The sequence below is a fragment of the Pseudobacter sp. genome (assembly GCF_051955275.1).
Taxonomy (GTDB): domain Bacteria; phylum Bacteroidota; class Bacteroidia; order Chitinophagales; family Chitinophagaceae; genus Pseudobacter.
Window position 1 is genome coordinate 1 of the sequence record NZ_JBQCGW010000103.1, and the last position, 17,548, is coordinate 17,548.

The window sequence follows — 17,548 nt, forward strand, 5'->3', positions numbered from 1 at the left end:
ACTGAGTCCTGAAAACTGAGATCTCTTTTATGCTTTGCCGTGCAAGTTATGGAGCTACCGGCAATCAGTGCAGACAGTAATGTATATTGATGGAAGGATTGTAATCTCATGATAAAACTGTGTTGGGTTGAAGTGATGGAGCGGCAGGTGATACTGCGGTTCCGTTGAGGTCTGTGTTGGTATGAACTGCCTTTGGCTTGCGGCTGAAGTAGCTGTACACCGCGGGTATCACAAAGAGTGTGAGAACACCTGCGAATACAAGTCCACCTACCACTACAATACCCAGGGAGGCGCGGCTGCCGGATGAATTACCGAGCGACAATGCAATGGGTAATGCGCCAAAGATCATTGCCAGCGTGGTCATAAGGATGGGTCTGAAGCGGCTTGCTGCGGCTGATATAACGGCCTCGCGCACACTATAACCTTCTTTCTTCCGGTGGTTGGCGAATTCCACGATCAGGATACCGTTCTTGGTGATCAATCCTATCAGCATGATCATTCCGATCTGGCTGAAAATATTGATAGAACTGTCGCTGATCCAGAGACTAAGCAGGGCGCCGGTCACCGCCATAGGTACTGTAAGCAGGATGATGAACGGATCTATCAGGCTCTCGAACTGTGCTGCCAGCACCAGGTAGATGAGGATGATAGCGAAGATGAACGCAAACACCAGGCTGGAGCTGCTCTCCTGGTAATCGCGGCTCTGGCCGGCCAGGGATGTTCTGAAACCTGCAGGCAGGTTGTCCTTCGCGATCTTGTCCATTTCTTTCAAAGCCTCGCCCATACTCACTCCCGGAGCCGGTGTGGCCTGGATGGTAACACTGTAGCTTTGGTTGTAGCGATAGATGGCGGGCGGGCTGATGCCTTCTTTCAGGCTTACCAGGTTATCCAGTGGAACCATTTCATTGTCGGCGGATTTCAGGAAGAGGGAACGAAGGTTCTCAGGCGTAGAACGCTCTGATCTTTCCAGTTGCCCGATCACTTCATACTGACGGTCGTTATAGATGAAGTAGCCATAACGTCTTCCACTCAATGCCAGCTGAAGCGTACGGCCGATCTCCTGTGTGGAGATGCCGAGTTGTGCGGCACGCTGACGGTCGATCGAAATACTGATCTCTGGCCTGTTCACTTTGAAATCGGGGTTCACAAAGCTCAGCTTGGGATTGGAATACGCAGCACCGGTCAGCTTCGGCATCACCTCTATCAGGCTCTTGAGGTCAGGTGCCTGCACTACATATTCAATCGGCTGGTTAGAAGCAAAGCCACCGATAGTGGGGATCTGGATGGGGATCACTATCACATTCCTGAACCGGCCACTGGCTGCTACCAGTTTATCATATACCTGTTGCTGCGTCATACCGCTCTTGCGCTTATGCGGGTCTTCAAGGAATACCCACTGAAAGCCGCTGTTGGCAGGCAATACAAGGGTACCTGAACCTGCAGCAATAGAAGAGTAGGTAACATTATTGTTGAGGTCAGGAATGGAATCTGCTACATAGTTGCTGATCTCTTTCATGGATTCTTCCATGCTTTCATATGAGGTACCTTCCGGTGCTATCGCTACCAGGCCAACCAGAGAACGGTCTTCCAAAGGAGCCAGTTCTGAAGGAAGCTTTGGAGCGAGGAAATACGCCACACCAAACGAGAGCAAAAGCAAGGCAAAACCTAACCAGCGAAAACGCATGAACCCTTTCAGCAGGTTTTCATAGCCGCTGTTCAGTTTAACGAAGAATGGTTCTGTTTTGCGATAAAGCCAGTTATGATGCGCGCCGGCTTTAAGAAGATAAGCACTCATCATGGGTGAAAGTGTCAGCGCCACAAAGGCTGAGATCAATACTGATCCTGCAACCACTACCACAAACTCTTTGAAAAGTTTACCGGTGATACCACCCAGGAACATGATCGGCAGGAATACGGCGGCAAGCGTAATAGTAGTGGAAATTACTGCGAAGTAAATTTCGTTTGACCCCTTACGCGCTGCTTCAACGGGGCTCATGCCCTGTTCCATTTTCGAATAGATATTCTCGAGCACCACAATGGCATCATCCACCACTAACCCGATCGCCAGGACCAGTCCCAGCAGCGTGAGTACGTTGATGGAATAATCAGCCAGGTACATGATAAAGAAGGCTGAGATGATCGATACCGGAATGGCAACCAGCGGAATCAGTGTACTGCGCCAGTCGCGCAGGAAGAGGAAGATGATGATGGTCACCAGGCCGAATGCAAGGATCAGCGTCTCTTCCACTTCATCGAGTGAATTCTTCACAGGTACGGTGAAATCCTTGCCCAGCCTGATATTGTAATCTTTCGGAGCTGTTTTGATGATGTCTTCAAAGCGCTTGTTGAATTCGTCCACAATGGCGAGGGAGTTGGCGCCACGTTGTGGCTGCACACCGGTACCCACGCCATAGCGGGCTTGTTTTCCTTCTGCCACGATCATGGCCGTGCGTTCGTTCTGTGAACTCATGATGGCTTGCCCTACATCCCGGAAGCGAACGATCGCTCCGTTCTTTTCACTCACGATCATATTGTTGAAATCCTCTTCTGTCACAAGGCGGCCAAGCGTGCGAAGGGTCATTTCTGTTTGCTGACCTTCGATACGTCCGCTGGGAAGATCCACGTTTTCCCGTTGCAGTGCATTCTGAATGTCTGCTGGAGAAAGTCCATAGGAAGAGAGTTTCACTGGGTCCATCCTAAGGCGCATGGCGCGTTTGCGGCCGGCATACGTATCTACCAGTCGCACACCTGCTATGGATTGAAGACGTTCCTTGATATTGATGTTCACGAAATCTGTAATGTCTTCGAGACTTTTTGTATCGCTCTGCACGGTGAGGAACACCAGGAAATCAGGTGGGCCTGCCTTCTCCACGATGGTGGGCTCGATATCCGTTGGCAACTGCTGGCGGGATTTGGAGACCTTGTCGCGCACGTCATTCGCGGCTGCTTCAAGGTCTGCATTCATGTTGAACTCTACAGTGATGATGCTCACCTGTTCGCGACTTACGGAAGAAAGGGCGCGGATGCCGTTGGCTTCGGCAATGGCTTCCTCCAATGGCTTGGTCACCTGCGAGGCTATGATATCGGCGCTGGCGCCGGGATATACTGTTGTTACTGTTACGATGGGCGAATCTGTCACGGGATACTCGCGGGTACCCAGGAAAGTATAGCCCACTATGCCAAATAAGATCAAAAGGACTGACATCACCCCCGCCAGTACCGGCCTGGAGATGCTCATTTGTGAAATGGCGCTCATATAATTATTTGTAAGAAGTCAATAGTAGGGCAGTGCAGTACAGTGTAATACACTGCCCGTTAGATGTTGTGCGATAAATTAAAAGAGAAAGAGAGGACGGATAAAAAAAGGGCTGGATTATTTCAGGTTCACTATGCGTACATCAGAATTGGGCGTAAGGCGTAACTGGTTACTCGTTATAACGGTGTCGCCTACCTGAAGACCGCTGGTGATCTGAACATTGTTGGCATCACGTTGCCCAACCACTACCGGTGTAACCTGTGCTTTACCACCCTTCAAGAGAAATACAGAGTATCCCTGTGAAGATGGCATGAGGCTCTGGCTGGGGATCTGCAGTGCATCACCTGAAGTGCGCAGTGCAATGCTCAGCCTGGCGCTCTGGCCAACCACCAGTTTGTGCTGGCTGTTCGGCGCAATGGCTCTTACCATCAGCGTTCTGGTAGCCTGGTCCACAAAGGATTCCTTGGAGATCACGGTGGCTTTATACGCGGTACTGTCGCCCTCAACCGAAAATGTCTGCTGTCTGCCGGGGGCTACCAATGTGGCGTATTTTTCAGGGATCGAGAATTCTACCTTGATCTGTGCATCATCCACGATAGTGGTCAGCGGCGTACTGGGAGACACCAGCGCGCCCGGATAAGTGCGGATGATACCGATACGGCCTGAGAACGGAGCACGGATGCGGGTTTTGTCGATAGTGGTCTGCAATGCCCTGATCTCTGCTTTCAGTACGGCCAGGTTGGTGGCGGCCTGGTCATAGTCCTGTTGACTGGCGGCATCATGTGCAATCAGGTCCTTGAGGCGGGCTTCATTGAGCGCGGCCAGTTTTTCCTGTTGGCGAAGCCTTTCCAGTTGCGCCTGGAGGTCTGCATCATCCAGTTGGAAGAGCAGGGTTCCTTTGGTTACCACGTTTCCTTCTTTCACAGGAACATTCACTACTTTTTTGGTAAGCTCGCTGGAGATCATCACTTCCTGGTTGGCGGCCAGGGTACCTGTGATTTCCAGGAGTTGTTTCACTTCTCCTGCCGTTACCACATGGCCGTCTGCGGGGATCCCGGGAGCGGCGGCAATGGCTGTGGTGGCAGCGGCAATGGGCTCATTGGCGCGGCTGGCACAGGCGTGCAGGAAGATCATGAGGGGGAGTGACAATATGAGTAAAAGGCTGGTGGCAACCGGTGTGGCTTTTGGTGCGGGTGCAGCATTGGCCTGCAGCCGGTGTGTGATGGGTCTTGACGGTAATAAGCGGTTCATAACTCTCAATTTATATAGATGTATTGAAATGTTTCGATGTATTAACTTTAAAAAAAATCCCTGGAGAGGATTTGATTGAGACTGCAAACCTATCGAAACATTTCGATAAGTCAATACTTTTTTCAAAAAAATTTTTACACCTTCAGGGCTGCCAGAAAATGAACATACTGGTCAATCACTTTATTGTTCATGGTATATTTCACGTTCCTGCCTTCTTTTTCAGCAATGATCAGTTCAGCCTCAGTGAGTTGTTTGAGGTGATGGGAGATGGATGGCTGCGTAAGGTCTATAATTTCGTTAATATCTGAACAGTAGAGGCAACTTTGCTTCTTATGAAGGGATTTCAGGATCTGGAGTCTGTTGGGATCGGCCAGTGCTTTAGAGATTTTCTCTACTTTTTTAAGTTCCATAGCAAACTGTTTACTGCATTATAAATCGTTGGTACAAAGGGTTGTGTTCAGCAATTGGTTCCGATTTTCATAAATAGGTTATTTACAAAATTACATCTTTATGAACAAAAACAAAAAGGGTGTACGGATGTACACCCTGTGCCTGTGTGCAATAGAACCCTGTACTCACTTTCCCTCAGCTCTGAAGGAAAGCAATGATTTTTGCAGTGCAGCTCAGCGGATCACTACCCTGCTACTGCCAAGTTTCTGAAGTTGCTGATCGAAAATGATAAGCCAGTAAATACCTGGTGCAACATGACCCGGATCCAGTGTCTCAGATTGATCTGCCTGCTGTATATTGATGGTCTTTTTTAATAGTAAGGTTCCGGAAACAGTTCTTAACTCTACTACATAGGCTGCTTTTGCCAATCCGCTGAAAACGGCCCTGATATTACCTTTTACGGGATTGGGAACAATGCTGACAGGATTTGCAGGGAGCGGAGCATTGCCGGCGCGGACTATATCCGAATATTTGAAGCTCCCATCTTTATCCACTCCCCTGAGGCGGTAATAATTGGTCCCGGGCTGTGGATGTTCATCTGTGTAGCGGTAGTTGCTGGAAGCGTCCGGGTTCTCCCATGGAAATACAAGTCCGATGGTTTGGAAGTTAATGCCGTCTGTACTTCTTTCCACCTCGTACAGGTTAAGATTAAGCTCTTCCCTGGCTTCCCAGTTGATCTGAACGGCTGTGTTTTTTAATGCAGCTTTAATTGATATGATGGAAACGGGAAGAGAGGCCAGGCGAATCCGGAAATTGCTTTGGACACAGGGCCTGCTGTCATAGTAAGTATATGGCTGATAAAGGCCAGGCCTGTTTGCAGGAACGCCGGGATTATTCTTTAAAAAGCCCTCCCCTGTGCTAGAGAAAAATGCCGGTGTTCTGGCCTGTAAGTAGTGATTACTATCAGTAATATGTAGCCGAAGATTTGTACCTGACTCATTCCCTGAAATATTATTGATGCCATATACATGCCCCAGGGTCTGCCTGCTCTTGTCAATTGAATTATGGAATGAAGGAACAACTGAATTCTCGTGCGATAGAATGTGGTTAACCGCAATTTCAGTCCTGTAACTTTCTTTTGTTATTGAATTGTTTCCAGGAAATTGTTCAATACAGTAATTGAACCTGTTCAATTCCGCGAATACAGGTGAATGAATATGTTCATTGGTGAGTGTTGCAAAATCAGAAGGAGCTGTGGCTGAAGAAAATGCTTGCTGAACGCAGATGATATTTCCGGTAACCAGCAGGGCAACAGCCTGTAAGAGGTAAAATTTACAGATTTTCATAGTGACAGATTTGGGTACGACAGAATGATACCATTAAGATAAAATACTATCAGAAGCCTTACGTGTAAAGGATTTTGCCTTCCTGCATATCAGTAATATAATAACCGGTGAAATGGTGAAAACCATTACAACAATGACTTTTGTTCATTTTTTGAAAAAAAGTCGACATCGGACTAGTACAATGATGTCACTTGCTTGTTACTTATCTAAGAGACATGCAGGAAGTCATGGATATTGAATGAATGGAGTTGATGCTATTGGTTTTTTTGAGGTATTGGAATTGATCGACTGAAAAAAACATTGTGATGCTGCGGTCAAAATTAATCAGGCGGAATCATTTTTTATGCCTGTATGAATTCAGATAATACCCGTAAGCGTTCAATAAGTATGTAGGAATGGATTTTAGTGGAAACAATTCATTGATGAAGATCAACAAGTGATTGCACACTATGGAAATTTACATACTTTTATTGCTAACGCATTTGTATAATCGTTAATTCCCTGGAACCTTAATCCTGATAATACGTGCTGGTTTATTTCTACTGATGGTAGCTCTCAGTCTGATGTTTTCTTTACACTTTTTTGCTATTGAAAATTCAATAATGGCCTAACGGTCAGCAATAAGGTATTGTATAATGTTAAACGCCAATGTCAACAAGAAACTAAGTATGAGAAACTATCGAATCAAATTTCCTGCGATTGACCTTGATCAGGAATTCGACCAGTTGAGCCATGAAATGAATGGCGAAAGGGTCAATGAAGACCTCCTGCGTGTATCCGGCCGGCTGGCCCGTGGCATTGTGCAGCGCTGGCATCCGGAACCGGCCTTTTCATTGCGCGCCTGGAACCTGCTCTTCAACCAGCCTGTTGAATTTTACAAACCTGGTACGGAAGGAGCCGACAAAACCTACACCATTATATTCATTCTAACTCCTGAACATTGTGCCTGGCAACAGATCGGTACCCACCGTCAGTTCAGTCGCCCAGGCTCCCGCAGTACCCTGCTGGTTACAGACAGCCTGCCGATGGACCTGGAGATCACACCGCATTTCCCGGTGCAGTGGATCGATGTGAATGTGTCTGCCTTCTGGCTGGCGCAGCAATTCCAGAAAGCCGATCTCCCGCTGGAAGCCCTCTGGGAAAAACTTAGTTCAGATAATAAACCCCTGGTGCTCATTGAGCCCACAACGGCTACCGATAATGTGTCGGTTAATACGCTTTTTGAAGCAGCCATCAATGCCAACAGTGATCCTCACCTGATACGCTCCATTACTGTAAAGCTCATCAACAGTTTTCTGCTGCACGCTTTGCGCCATCGCGTACAGGGGATACCGGCCACACAGGATGTGCACTTCGAGAAGATCATGGAAGCTGAAGCTATCCTCAAAGCCCATTTGCAGAAAGTATTACCCAACCTCAATGCCATTGCGCAACAGGTGGCCCTGAGCGAGTCAACGCTCAAGCGCCATTTCAAGAATATCTTCGGAAAAAGTGTTTACGAGTACTACCTCGATAAAAAAATGCAGCTGGCAAAAAATTTGCTGATGGAAAAACCATTGACAGTGAATGAAGCAGCTGTTATGCTCGGGTATGAAAAAGTGAGCAATTTCATCGATATATTCAAAAAGCACCACGGCATGTCGCCAGGTAGCATCAAAAAGAAAGGATACCATAGCGTTAAAGGATAATTTAGCCGTATAAGTTGTGGGAATCCATTTTTGCCTTACAGGGATTTTTTATTAACTTTAACTATCTTTTCCTTCCAGGCAACAATACACAACCAACGGTTAATACTCTGACAATAGTCTACTCGTGCAAATGAGCGCCTGGCAACTCAGCTCATTCATTATCTCTGAAAATTGGTTAATGTTCTATTTAGTTAAACTGATTATTGAAAAACCACAAAAACCACAACCCCAAGCTTTCTAACCGATGGAAATTCCGTACTGTTTGTAATGTATCGCTATCCGGCAAACTAATTCCGCCCGTGAAGATGCGGACGGATTCACTCTTATGAAAAACCATCCAATCTGCTACCCTATTGAATACTGACCTGTCTGCAGTGACAACAGATGTGCATCTCTATGTACGTTTTTATCCCTCTTTGCTGGCCCGGACCCGGGCCATATGCCGTTGTTTACTCCGGCTGATCCTCCAATTTTACTGTGTTTTAATTCACTTTTAATACGATATTTACAGCCAGGACTGTATCAAGCCTGTTTATTTCTGATTTTTGCCGGCATAAGTCATAACTATGAATATGGATGAAGTCAAAATCTTGCTCGTAGAAGACGAAAAGAAGATCGCAGAAGCCCTCAGAAAAGGGCTGATGGAGCAACAATACCATGTGGAAGTTGCCTACGATGGCCTGATCGGAAAAAAAATGGTCGAGACTTACAAGTTCGACCTCGTGATCCTTGATATCAACCTGCCCGGCATGAACGGCTACGAGCTCTGTAAAGAGATCCGCAAACGCGATGAGCGCATCCCGGTTGTGATGCTTACAGCCCTCAGTGCCACCGACGACAAGATCGAAGGTTTTGATGCGGGAGCAGACGACTATATCGTCAAGCCCTTTGATTTCAAGGAACTGCTGGTCCGCATCCGCGCCCTGCTCAAACGCATCTACCAGAATGTACCCTCCGGTAATATGCTGAAAGTGGCCGATCTGGTAATGAACCTCGACAGTAAAGAAGTGACCCGCGCAGAAAAACCCATTTCCCTTACCGCCAAAGAATTTCAGCTGCTGGAGTACCTCGTGCGCAATAAGAACCGTGTTGTAAGCCGGGCAGACATTGCTCTCAATGTATGGGATATCGACTTTGATACAAAAACCAACGTAATTGATGTGTATGTAAACTTCCTGCGTAAGAAACTGGACAGGGACTTCGATTCCAAACTGATCCACACGCAGGTTGGTATGGGTTATATCCTGAAAGAAAACTCCTGATTGCTGCTTGAAGATCAAGTATAAAATAACCGCCCTCTTCGCATTGCTGGCCACTGCCATTATGCTGCTGAGCAGTGTGAGTGTTTATTACTTCACTTCGCGCGACCGCGCCGAAGCATTCAAGAAACGCCTCAAGGGCCGCGCCAATAACAACGCACAGATCTATTCCATCTTCGGGGACAGCAGTATCAAACTGCTTGCCCAGATAGACTCAGGCTCCGTAAGCACCCTGCCCCGCAAGAGCGTGGTGATCTATGATTATCTTGATAATCCCCTCTACGTTTTCAACGCCAAAGGCGAGAGTATTCCGCATGTTGACAAATCCATCCTGGAAAGATCACGCGTGGAAGAAGAGCTCTACTTCAATATCGATGGCCGCGAAGCCATCGCCTGGCATCATACGGATGCACGCAACCGGATAGTGATTGTTGTGGCAGCCTACGATTCAGATGGCTGGGAAAGGCTCGTAGGGCTGCGGCATATCCTCTTCCTTGGATTACTTATTGGTATTGCCATTGCGCTGATCGGGGGGTATGTGTTCTCCACCCAACTGGTGAAACCGCTCTCGCTCATCATCCAGGAAGTAAAGGATATCTCAGGGCAGAACCTGTCTCACCGCATTGAAGCAGGCAGCGGTCACGATGAACTGCACCAGCTTGCAAATACTTTCAACGAATTGCTGAACCGCCTGCAGGAATCCTTTATGATCCAGCGGCGTTTCATCTCCAACGCATCCCATGAATTAAGCACACCACTCACCTCCATCTCCAGTCAGCTGGAAGTTACCCTGCACAAGGACCGGGAAATAGATGAATACAAGCAGGTGATGCTTAGTATCCGGGAAGATGTGAAGCAGATGCAGCAGCTTACCAAAAGCCTCCTGGAGATCGCTAAAACCGGGTCGCAGGGCACTATTGAACTGGTGGAAGTGCGGATAGATGAAGTGATGTTCAAAGTAATGGGAGATGTACAGAAGATCAGTCCGGACTACAAAGTGGAACTCCAATTCGAAGATATCCCCGAAGACGACCGGGAGTTCCTGGTATTCGGCAACAGCGATCTGCTGTACAGCGCCATCAAGAACTTTGTAGAGAATGGTTGTAAATATTCACCCGACCATATTTCCTGGGTGGACCTCAGCTTCCAGGCCGGACAGATCATTGTCAGGGTAAGGAACCAGGGCGACGTTATCGCGGAAGAAGAGATTGAGCATATCTTCCAGCCTTTCTACCGTACCAATGCAGCTTCCACGCGCACCAAAGGATTCGGATTGGGACTGGCGCTGGCAAAGCGGATCATCGGCCTTCACAAAGGGGCTATCAACGTGCAGAGTGATATCGTTTCAGGTACTGTATTCACCATCGTTCTCCCCAGTATCAAAGCCTTCTCACGCTAAATTAATTTCATTTTAATTCTGCTTTAATGCTGGTTTAAGGGCTTTAGAGCAAATTTGGCGACTTATAAAAAGGTATGAATTACCGATTGTTATTTCAGTGGATCCCTCTTTGCTGTATCATCGCTTTGTTGATAGCAGGTGCATTGCTCAAGCAGAAACATAGCGACCTGGCCTCCCGGAACAAGCGGCTGATGCTTCAGAACGATTCCATTCTATCTGTAAATATTGAACTGGAAAAACAGCTTTCCAGGCTCCGGAGATCACTCGACAGTTTACATCCGCATTAGGGTGAAACCCTTACTGCGTCTTACTTTAATAGGCTTTTAATTTTCACTTAACTGGGTTTTAATTACTTAGGCATAGCTTTATTGAAAGCGGAAGAACCGATAGCATGAATAAGCTGTTCAATAAGATCCTGGTACCTGTAGAGTTCAGTAAGCAGACCAGCCAGGTAGTGAGTAAAGCGGTAATGATCGCAAATCAATTCAAATGTGATTTGCATCTTGTGTTTGTAGAGAACGGTGGCATGGCTGATGCAGACAAGCACCTGGTTGAAGTACTTACGGAAGGGGAGCTTACTGATTACGAGGTGAAATTACAGGAACTGAAAGCAGCGTTCATTCCTCAACTGGAGGAAGGCCTGCAGCTGGTAACGGTGATGCATAAGGGAAGCCGCGAACAGTACATCATTTCTTATGCGCTTCAGCATGCAATAGACCTCATTATGGTTGAAAAACCGCGAAGCGTCCTCCCAATGCGGTTTTCAAGATCTTTTAATATCAACCGTATCTCCAAGAAAACAGGCTGTCCGGTGCTGACAGTGAAAGGCACTGCCGAACTGGAAGCTATCAGGAATATCGTGTTGCCTGTGGATGCGCACCTGCCACTCCGCAAAGTGATGTTTGCCAGTTACCTGGCCAAACATTTCAATGCCAGGATACACCTTATTGCTCTGAGTGAGCCGGGTGAGGAAGTGGATGTAGAGAAGAAAGCCTACCTCTATAAAACCTTCCAGTTACTGCGGGAGAATACCAACCTCAATATCGAATGCCATACGGTGCATGGCGGAAATATTGCGGATACCACCCTTCAGTATGCTACCGATATCAATGCAGACCTGATAGTGGTAAATCCCGGCAAGGAAATGCTGTTGTCAGGTTTTGTGAACCGGCTCTTTGCCAGGCTGCTTTTCAATGAGAGCAGGATACCGGTAATGACAGTGGCACCGGCACGATAATTTAATCTATCCCCACCCCGGAATATACCCGGGATTGTCGTAACTTTTACCTTCTCCCGATACATACCGTCATTTCAGTGCGAGGCTACATTAACAAGCATGGACTACGATTGATTGCTTAGGCATTTGTATTTCTGCAAACCTAAAATGGAGCGATCATGAAAACGCATGAATATCCTTACGTGAACAAACGTAAAAAGACCATCAGCTTTATGGTGCATAATAACTGTGCAGACCATATAGCGCTCTCCGGAACTTTCAACCATTGGGCGCCTGATCAGTTATTGCTGAAGCAGGACGGGCAGGGACAGTGGTACATAGAGATCCCCATGTTGCCGCAGGGCAAGTATCATTACAAATTCTTTATTGACGACAGGATGTGGATGGAAGACGTGGAGAATATGCATCGTGAGCCGGATGGTAAGACCGGCTGGTACAGTGTACTGCTGATCAGCTGAGCAGTCTACGCGTTATTGAACATCTTGTAAACCGGTTCGCGGAGCGGATCGCCTTTGTCTGAACAGATATATTCCAGCAGATCGGCAATCTGTACGGCCTTTACCCATTTGCTGGTATCGGCGCCGGGCATGGCTTCGCGGTTAGACGGGGTGTCGATGGTGCTGGGGGCTACAACCGAGGTAACCACGTTGGTTCCTTTGGCCGTTTCATTCAGTATCTCCGCCAGTTTGAAGAGCAGGTCCTTTGACAGGGCGTAAGCCAGCACGTTCTTGCCGGCAGCGGGCTGCAAGGCTGGTTTTGAGCCGATCAGTACAATGCGGCCATATCCATGCTGCAGCATATGATTGAAGAGCGGGCGGGCCGTGTAATAGGCCGACTCAAAGTTTATAGCCAGCATATCTTTGATGGCCTGGCCATCTGTATTCTCGATATTCCCTGCGGCAAATCCTCCTGCCAGCAGCAGGGCACCATCTATCTTCTGATGCTTGCTCACCATCGCATCGATGAATGCCCCGGTTTCCGCTTCATCTTCGAGGTTAACGGCATGGAACTCGTAACGGGGATGGTCAATGGCAAAACTGTTCTTATTGGCCGAACGGCTGACGGCAATCACATGATAATCTGCGGTGAGGAATTTCTTCACTACTGCGGAACCCAGTCCTCCATTTGCGCCGGTGATAATTACAGTCTTTGCCATAGCTTCTTTTTAATAAAACAAATGTACAATATTAATGCCCGGCAACATTGTTGAATAAAAAAAGGACCCTACGTGGAAACGTCCGGTCCTTTCCAACATGAGTTACATGTGGATCCTTTTTAAAACACAGCGTTCTGTTCCTGCCGTTGGTTATCTCCATTCCGGGAAGAACGGGCACTGTTATTGATCAACAGCTCCATTTTGATATCAGATCTGATATAATCGTTATCGGGCTCCAGTGGTACTTCCACAAAGCCCAGCTTGCGGTAAAGAGATAAGGCTGGCAATAAACCCGTGTTGGAGTACAACACTACTTTTTCTGCACCCAGCTTTGCTGCTTCTTCCAGGATGGCTTTGCCAAGAATGGCGCCGATCCCCTTTCCCTGGTGTGCATCGCTTACTGCCATTTTGATAAGCTCATATTCTGTATCGTTGATCTTTCTTAAACCAACAACTCCCACGGCAGTGGCGTCTTCAAGCGCAATCAGTATTGCACCTCCGGGCTCTATCACTGTAGCTTCAGGATTTTGCAGCAGGTATTCGTCTGCTGGTTCAATACTGAAATATTTTTCTATCCAGGACCGGTTCAGGCAGTCGAAAGCGCTACGATATTTCGCTTCGTACGAAACTACAGATATCATATGCATATTGTTTGTTTTAATCGTTAATTATTATGATGCAGCAACTTCATTACCCAGTTGTATTACAGCTTTCACTAATTGATCTAAATCAGTTAAACGGGTGCGATGATTGGTAATAGCTGCCCTGATCACATACTTGCCATCGAGGAAAGTATAAGTGGGCGCTGCAATGCCCAGTTCATGCAGCCTCATGAGTATTTCTTTATTGATCCGGTTAAGCTGTTCATCATTGCACTCCGGTGAAACATATCGGAAGCAAACGATATTGAGCGAGGCTTCTGCAACCAGTTCAAGAGATGGCTCCAGTTGCACCAGGCCGGCCAGGTATTGTGCCTGGTGTATGTTCTGGCGAACGAGCTGCCGGTATTTCTGCATGCCGTTTTCCTTCAGGCTCATCCATACTTTCAATGCTTTGAATCCTCTCGATAATTCCATGCCGTAATTGCTGAAGGCGTCAGGCCCTGCAGAAAGACCGCGCTCGTGATGCACCAGGTAACTTACTGAAATGGCAAATGCATCGCGATGCTTCTGCTCATCACGGATCAGAACACAGGCCACTTCATAATTTACGTATAACCATTTGTGATAGTCGAATGCCACGCTGTCTGCCAGCTCAATACCGCGCAGCTTGTGCTGGAATTCAGGTAATATTTTAGGAACCGCGCCAAAGGCGCCATCCACATGGAACCAGCAACCGTTCTCCTGCGCAATGGTAGACAGTTCCGCCAGCGGATCGATTGCCCCGGTGTTTACAGTCCCTGCATTTCCGATAATACAGAAAGGCGTATGGCCGGCGGCTTTATCCTCCTCAATCATGCGCTTCAGTTCATCAGGCATGATGCAGTAATCAGCGTCAACCGGGATCTTCCTGAAGTTGTCGCTTCCAATGCCCACTACTTCGATGCCTTTGATCACACAGTTATGTGTTTCGGAAGAACCATATACAATAAGTTGTGAGGAGATGGATTGCATGCCTTTCTTTCGCACGTCCTTGACAAACTGATTCCTGGCAACAACCAATGCTGTGATATTGGCAAGCGAACCTCCGCTCACCAGGATGCCACTGGCTGTGGAAGGGAAGCCCATCATCTCCTTTGCCCAGTCGATCACCTGCCGTTCTACATACATCGGCATATGATCTCCGAGGCTCACGTTTGCATTCATGGCGCTGGCCAGCATATCAGCCAGCATGCCTGTGGCGGTTCCTCCTCCCTGCACCCAGCCCCAGAAGCGGGGATGGAGGTTGTTGGTATTGTAGGGCAATACCTGTGTAAAGAAATCTTCATACACTTCTGCGGTGTCCTGCGGCAGTTCCGGCAATGGTTGCTGCATGCTGGCAATAGCATAGGGGGATGGCTTTTTCCAGGCCGGCCTTTGTGCGGATGATGAAATATAATCGAACATATCGTCCAGCATCTGGTGACCAAGTGCCCTGATGGAAGACCAGTCCTGCGGATCGAGTGTAGTTTCTTCGGTGTGAACAGAATCTGTATTCATACACTGCGTTTAAGGAACCCCCGGGGAGGGATAGAAAAGAAATCGTTGACAGGAACAAATCTCCTATCATTTTTCCATTAAAAACAGATTCAGATTTGGAATTTCAGGCTATATCAGATTGGCGGGAAGGGGAAGTTTAGTTCATTACAATACGATAGGTGTCCGGTGATTGAACAATGATGCCAGTGGCCTCTGTAAAGCCGGCAGGATTTGACGTTCCGTTGTTGTCCGGCGTCTGAAGGCGCTTGTCTGAAGCGGTAAAGCCCATATTTCCATAAACGATCAACAACAGCAGGAGCTTTTTCATACCTGTAATTTTTTGCGGTTCAGGATTGAATGCGCCTGTAAAATTGCGCTGCATTGGATACTTCCGCAAGCTGTACCTGGCTGAGTTGAGGCAATTATGGCCCGGGATGACCTTTTATTGACATCAATCGTTTTGATGGTTATACTTTAAATGCAAAAACCACCGGGTAGACCGGTGGTTTTGCTGTATAGACTGAAATGAATCTATTCTTCTGTGGCGTGTGTTGGAGTGTTGTGGTAGATGCGTTCGATAGCATCCTGGTATTTTTCAGTGATCACTTTTCTTTTGATACTTAGCTTGGGAGTAAGCTCTCCTGTATTGATGCTCCATTCATTGACCAGCAGTTCAAACTTCTTCACCTGCTCTACGTGGTTGAAGAATTTATTGAAATTCTCGATCAGGTCTTTGAACAGTTGGATCACTTTGGGCTGCTTGATGAGTTTGCTGTTCTCCATCTCTGCCAGTTCATTCAGTCCTTCTTTACGTGCCCAGTCTTTCAGGTTAGGGAAAGAAGGAACGATAAGGGCGCCCACAAACTTTCTTTCAGGCCCTACTACCATTACCTGCTCAACAAACCTGGATTCCTTGAGCTTGTTTTCAATGGGTAGGGGTGCTACATATTTTCCGCCGCTGGTTTTGAAGAGTTCCTTCTTGCGGTCAGTGATCTTTAAGAATTTGTTGTCAACAAACTGGCCGATATCCCCCGTGTGGTACCATCCGTCGGAAACGGCTTCTGCTGTAAGGTCCGGGCGTTTGTAATAGCCCATCATGATATTGGGGCCTTTACAAAGGATCTCTCCGTCCTCAGCGATTTTTACGTCTACGCCATCAAGCAGTAACCCAACGGTGCCGAACATGCGACCTTCTTCTTCATAGCGGTTCACGCTGACCACCGGTGATGTTTCCGTGAGGCCATACCCTTCCATGATGGGAATACCAGCGGCTGTGAAAATGCGGATCAGTCGTACCTGTGCGGCAGCGCCTCCAGTAACGATGCAAAGCAGTTGACCGCCCAGGGCTTCTCGCCATTTGTTGAAGATGAGTTTATTGGCAATTGCCAGTTGCATATTGTACACCATGCCCTGGTTCTTGTTGATCTCAAATTTGGTGGCCAGGCTATGTGCCCAGAAGAAGAGCTTGCGTTTTATGCCGGTAAGGTCTGCGCCTTTTGCCATGATCTTCTCATATACTTTCTCCAGCAGCCTTGGTACGGTAGTGAACATATGGGGCTTCACTTCGCGGAGATTGTCTGCAATGGTGTCCATGCTTTCTGCATAATACACCGCTACGCCGCGGAAAAGATAGATATAGGTGACCATGCGCTCGAATACGTGGTTCAGAGGCAGGAAGCTCAAAGCCTTCATATTCTCTCCGGGAGGGAAGCAGGGCATGCAGGCCATCACATTGCTGAGAATATTGCGGTGGCTCAGCATCACTCCTTTGGGAGTACCTGTGGTGCCTGATGTATAGATGATAGTAGCCAGGTCTTCGTACTGAATACTGTCTGAGATCTGCTGTACGCGGGCCATGGAGGCTGCGTCACCGAGGCTGAGCAGTTCAGTCCAGTTACGCCCGTTCGGCACAGTTTCAATGGTAAAGATGAATTGAAGCGAGGGCACCCTGTCTTTGATGGACATCACTTTAAAGTAAAGTTCTTCATCGTTCACGAAGATGATCTTCACTTTGGCGTCGTTGAGGATGAATTCGAGATCAATAACGTTGATGGTGGGGTATACGGGGGTGAGCACGGCGCCGGCCTGTTGCACAGCCAGGTCGATCATCATCCATTCCGGGCGGTTTTTGGCAATGAGTGCCACCTTGTCTTTCCCTTCCACGGAGCCGTCGCCAGGACCGATGCCCAGGGTGAGTAAGCCTGCGCTGAGCTGATCCACAATGTCTTTTACTTCCCTTGTGCTGAAGCTTTTCCATACGCCGTTGACTTTTGCTGAAAGCATATCGGCAATGGGCTTTCGTTCAAGGTGATAATTCAGGCAATCGAAAAGGCGTTTGGGTTCGGTCATACAATCGTTTTAAACATTCAGATTACAACTATCAAATTACCACTTCTGGGGCAATAAAAAAAGCTATTCCGTACCAGGGGTAGCAGAATAGCTTTGAATT

The 17,548-nt window shown here is 47.6% G+C and carries 15 protein-coding genes; 6 read left to right on the forward strand and 9 right to left on the reverse strand.

The annotated features are described in order from the left end of the window. Positions 1-106 precede the first annotated feature (106 nt). From ACTHMC_RS08525 to ACTHMC_RS08540, 4 genes are all read right to left on the reverse strand, one after another. Positions 107-3,256 carry an efflux RND transporter permease subunit gene (locus ACTHMC_RS08525; RefSeq protein ID WP_440412569.1) on the reverse strand — a complete coding sequence of 1,050 codons (3,150 nt, stop codon included), beginning with the start codon at positions 3,254-3,256 and terminating at the stop codon, positions 107-109. Positions 3,257-3,373: 117 nt separating this feature from the next. After that, positions 3,374-4,507, reverse strand: coding sequence for an efflux RND transporter periplasmic adaptor subunit (locus tag ACTHMC_RS08530; protein WP_440412570.1), 1,134 nt, complete (start codon positions 4,505-4,507; stop codon positions 3,374-3,376). A 134-nt stretch (positions 4,508-4,641) separates the two neighbouring features. Further along, entirely contained in the window at positions 4,642-4,917 is a 276-nt protein-coding gene (locus ACTHMC_RS08535) for an ArsR/SmtB family transcription factor (protein ID WP_440412571.1), read from the reverse strand. A 213-nt stretch (positions 4,918-5,130) separates the two neighbouring features. Beyond that, positions 5,131-6,243: a hypothetical protein gene (locus tag ACTHMC_RS08540; RefSeq protein ID WP_440412573.1), complete on the reverse strand. Its 1,113-nt coding sequence runs from the start codon at positions 6,241-6,243 to the stop codon at positions 5,131-5,133. 668 nt (positions 6,244-6,911) lie between these two features. Here ACTHMC_RS08540 and ACTHMC_RS08545 point away from each other — a divergent pair. The 6 genes from ACTHMC_RS08545 to ACTHMC_RS08570 all read left to right on the forward strand — a co-directional run bounded on the left by ACTHMC_RS08545 (position 6,912) and on the right by ACTHMC_RS08570 (position 12,284). Next, positions 6,912-7,931 (forward strand): helix-turn-helix transcriptional regulator, encoded by a 1,020-nt coding sequence (locus ACTHMC_RS08545; protein ID WP_440412575.1) that lies wholly within the window; start codon positions 6,912-6,914, stop codon positions 7,929-7,931. Between the two features lie 572 nt (positions 7,932-8,503). Then, positions 8,504-9,193 (forward strand): response regulator transcription factor, encoded by a 690-nt coding sequence (locus tag ACTHMC_RS08550; RefSeq protein WP_440412577.1) that lies wholly within the window; start codon positions 8,504-8,506, stop codon positions 9,191-9,193. 7 nt (positions 9,194-9,200) lie between these two features. Next, positions 9,201-10,589 carry a sensor histidine kinase gene (locus ACTHMC_RS08555; protein WP_440412578.1) on the forward strand — a complete coding sequence of 463 codons (1,389 nt, stop codon included), beginning with the start codon at positions 9,201-9,203 and terminating at the stop codon, positions 10,587-10,589. Between the two features lie 74 nt (positions 10,590-10,663). Then, positions 10,664-10,876, forward strand: a complete 213-nt coding sequence (locus tag ACTHMC_RS08560) for a hypothetical protein (protein WP_440412580.1) — start codon at positions 10,664-10,666, stop codon at positions 10,874-10,876. A gap of 104 nt (positions 10,877-10,980) precedes the next feature. Then, positions 10,981-11,826 (forward strand): universal stress protein, encoded by an 846-nt coding sequence (locus ACTHMC_RS08565; protein WP_440412581.1) that lies wholly within the window; start codon positions 10,981-10,983, stop codon positions 11,824-11,826. 158 nt (positions 11,827-11,984) lie between these two features. Further along, the gene (locus ACTHMC_RS08570; RefSeq protein WP_440412582.1) at positions 11,985-12,284 is read left to right on the forward strand and encodes a hypothetical protein; all 300 of its coding nucleotides are present in this window, start codon (positions 11,985-11,987) and stop codon (positions 12,282-12,284) included. Positions 12,285-12,289: 5 nt separating this feature from the next. Here the strand turns inward: ACTHMC_RS08570 and ACTHMC_RS08575 are convergent, their stop codons facing one another. The 5 genes from ACTHMC_RS08575 to ACTHMC_RS08595 form a co-directional block, all read right to left on the reverse strand. After that, on the reverse strand, positions 12,290-12,982 hold the full coding sequence (locus tag ACTHMC_RS08575; RefSeq protein WP_440412584.1) for an SDR family NAD(P)-dependent oxidoreductase: 693 nt from the start codon (positions 12,980-12,982) through the stop codon (positions 12,290-12,292). 119 nt (positions 12,983-13,101) lie between these two features. Then, complete coding sequence (locus ACTHMC_RS08580) at positions 13,102-13,629, reverse strand: GNAT family N-acetyltransferase (RefSeq protein ID WP_440412586.1); 528 nt, start codon at positions 13,627-13,629, stop codon at positions 13,102-13,104. Positions 13,630-13,653: 24 nt separating this feature from the next. Further along, positions 13,654-15,120, reverse strand: coding sequence for a pyridoxal phosphate-dependent decarboxylase family protein (locus tag ACTHMC_RS08585; RefSeq protein WP_440412588.1), 1,467 nt, complete (start codon positions 15,118-15,120; stop codon positions 13,654-13,656). Between the two features lie 136 nt (positions 15,121-15,256). Continuing rightward, positions 15,257-15,427 carry a hypothetical protein gene (locus ACTHMC_RS08590; protein ID WP_440412590.1) on the reverse strand — a complete coding sequence of 57 codons (171 nt, stop codon included), beginning with the start codon at positions 15,425-15,427 and terminating at the stop codon, positions 15,257-15,259. A 203-nt stretch (positions 15,428-15,630) separates the two neighbouring features. Next, positions 15,631-17,448 carry an AMP-dependent synthetase/ligase gene (locus ACTHMC_RS08595; protein ID WP_440412592.1) on the reverse strand — a complete coding sequence of 606 codons (1,818 nt, stop codon included), beginning with the start codon at positions 17,446-17,448 and terminating at the stop codon, positions 15,631-15,633. Between the last annotated feature and the right edge of the window lie 100 nt (positions 17,449-17,548).

Coding starts and splice junctions, on each gene's coding strand:
- ACTHMC_RS08585 (WP_440412588.1), bottom strand. CDS start 15,120: ATGAATACAGATTCTGTTCACACCGAAGAAACTACACTCGATCCGCAG.
- ACTHMC_RS08535 (WP_440412571.1), bottom strand. CDS start 4,917: ATGGAACTTAAAAAAGTAGAGAAAATCTCTAAAGCACTGGCCGATCCC.
- ACTHMC_RS08565 (WP_440412581.1), top strand. CDS start 10,981: ATGAATAAGCTGTTCAATAAGATCCTGGTACCTGTAGAGTTCAGTAAG.
- ACTHMC_RS08550 (WP_440412577.1), top strand. CDS start 8,504: ATGGATGAAGTCAAAATCTTGCTCGTAGAAGACGAAAAGAAGATCGCA.
- ACTHMC_RS08525 (WP_440412569.1), bottom strand. CDS start 3,256: ATGAGCGCCATTTCACAAATGAGCATCTCCAGGCCGGTACTGGCGGGG.
- ACTHMC_RS08560 (WP_440412580.1), top strand. CDS start 10,664: ATGAATTACCGATTGTTATTTCAGTGGATCCCTCTTTGCTGTATCATC.
- ACTHMC_RS08575 (WP_440412584.1), bottom strand. CDS start 12,982: ATGGCAAAGACTGTAATTATCACCGGCGCAAATGGAGGACTGGGTTCC.
- ACTHMC_RS08530 (WP_440412570.1), bottom strand. CDS start 4,507: ATGAACCGCTTATTACCGTCAAGACCCATCACACACCGGCTGCAGGCC.
- ACTHMC_RS08545 (WP_440412575.1), top strand. CDS start 6,912: ATGAGAAACTATCGAATCAAATTTCCTGCGATTGACCTTGATCAGGAA.
- ACTHMC_RS08540 (WP_440412573.1), bottom strand. CDS start 6,243: ATGAAAATCTGTAAATTTTACCTCTTACAGGCTGTTGCCCTGCTGGTT.
- ACTHMC_RS08580 (WP_440412586.1), bottom strand. CDS start 13,629: ATGCATATGATATCTGTAGTTTCGTACGAAGCGAAATATCGTAGCGCT.
- ACTHMC_RS08570 (WP_440412582.1), top strand. CDS start 11,985: ATGAAAACGCATGAATATCCTTACGTGAACAAACGTAAAAAGACCATC.
- ACTHMC_RS08595 (WP_440412592.1), bottom strand. CDS start 17,448: ATGACCGAACCCAAACGCCTTTTCGATTGCCTGAATTATCACCTTGAA.
- ACTHMC_RS08590 (WP_440412590.1), bottom strand. CDS start 15,427: ATGAAAAAGCTCCTGCTGTTGTTGATCGTTTATGGAAATATGGGCTTT.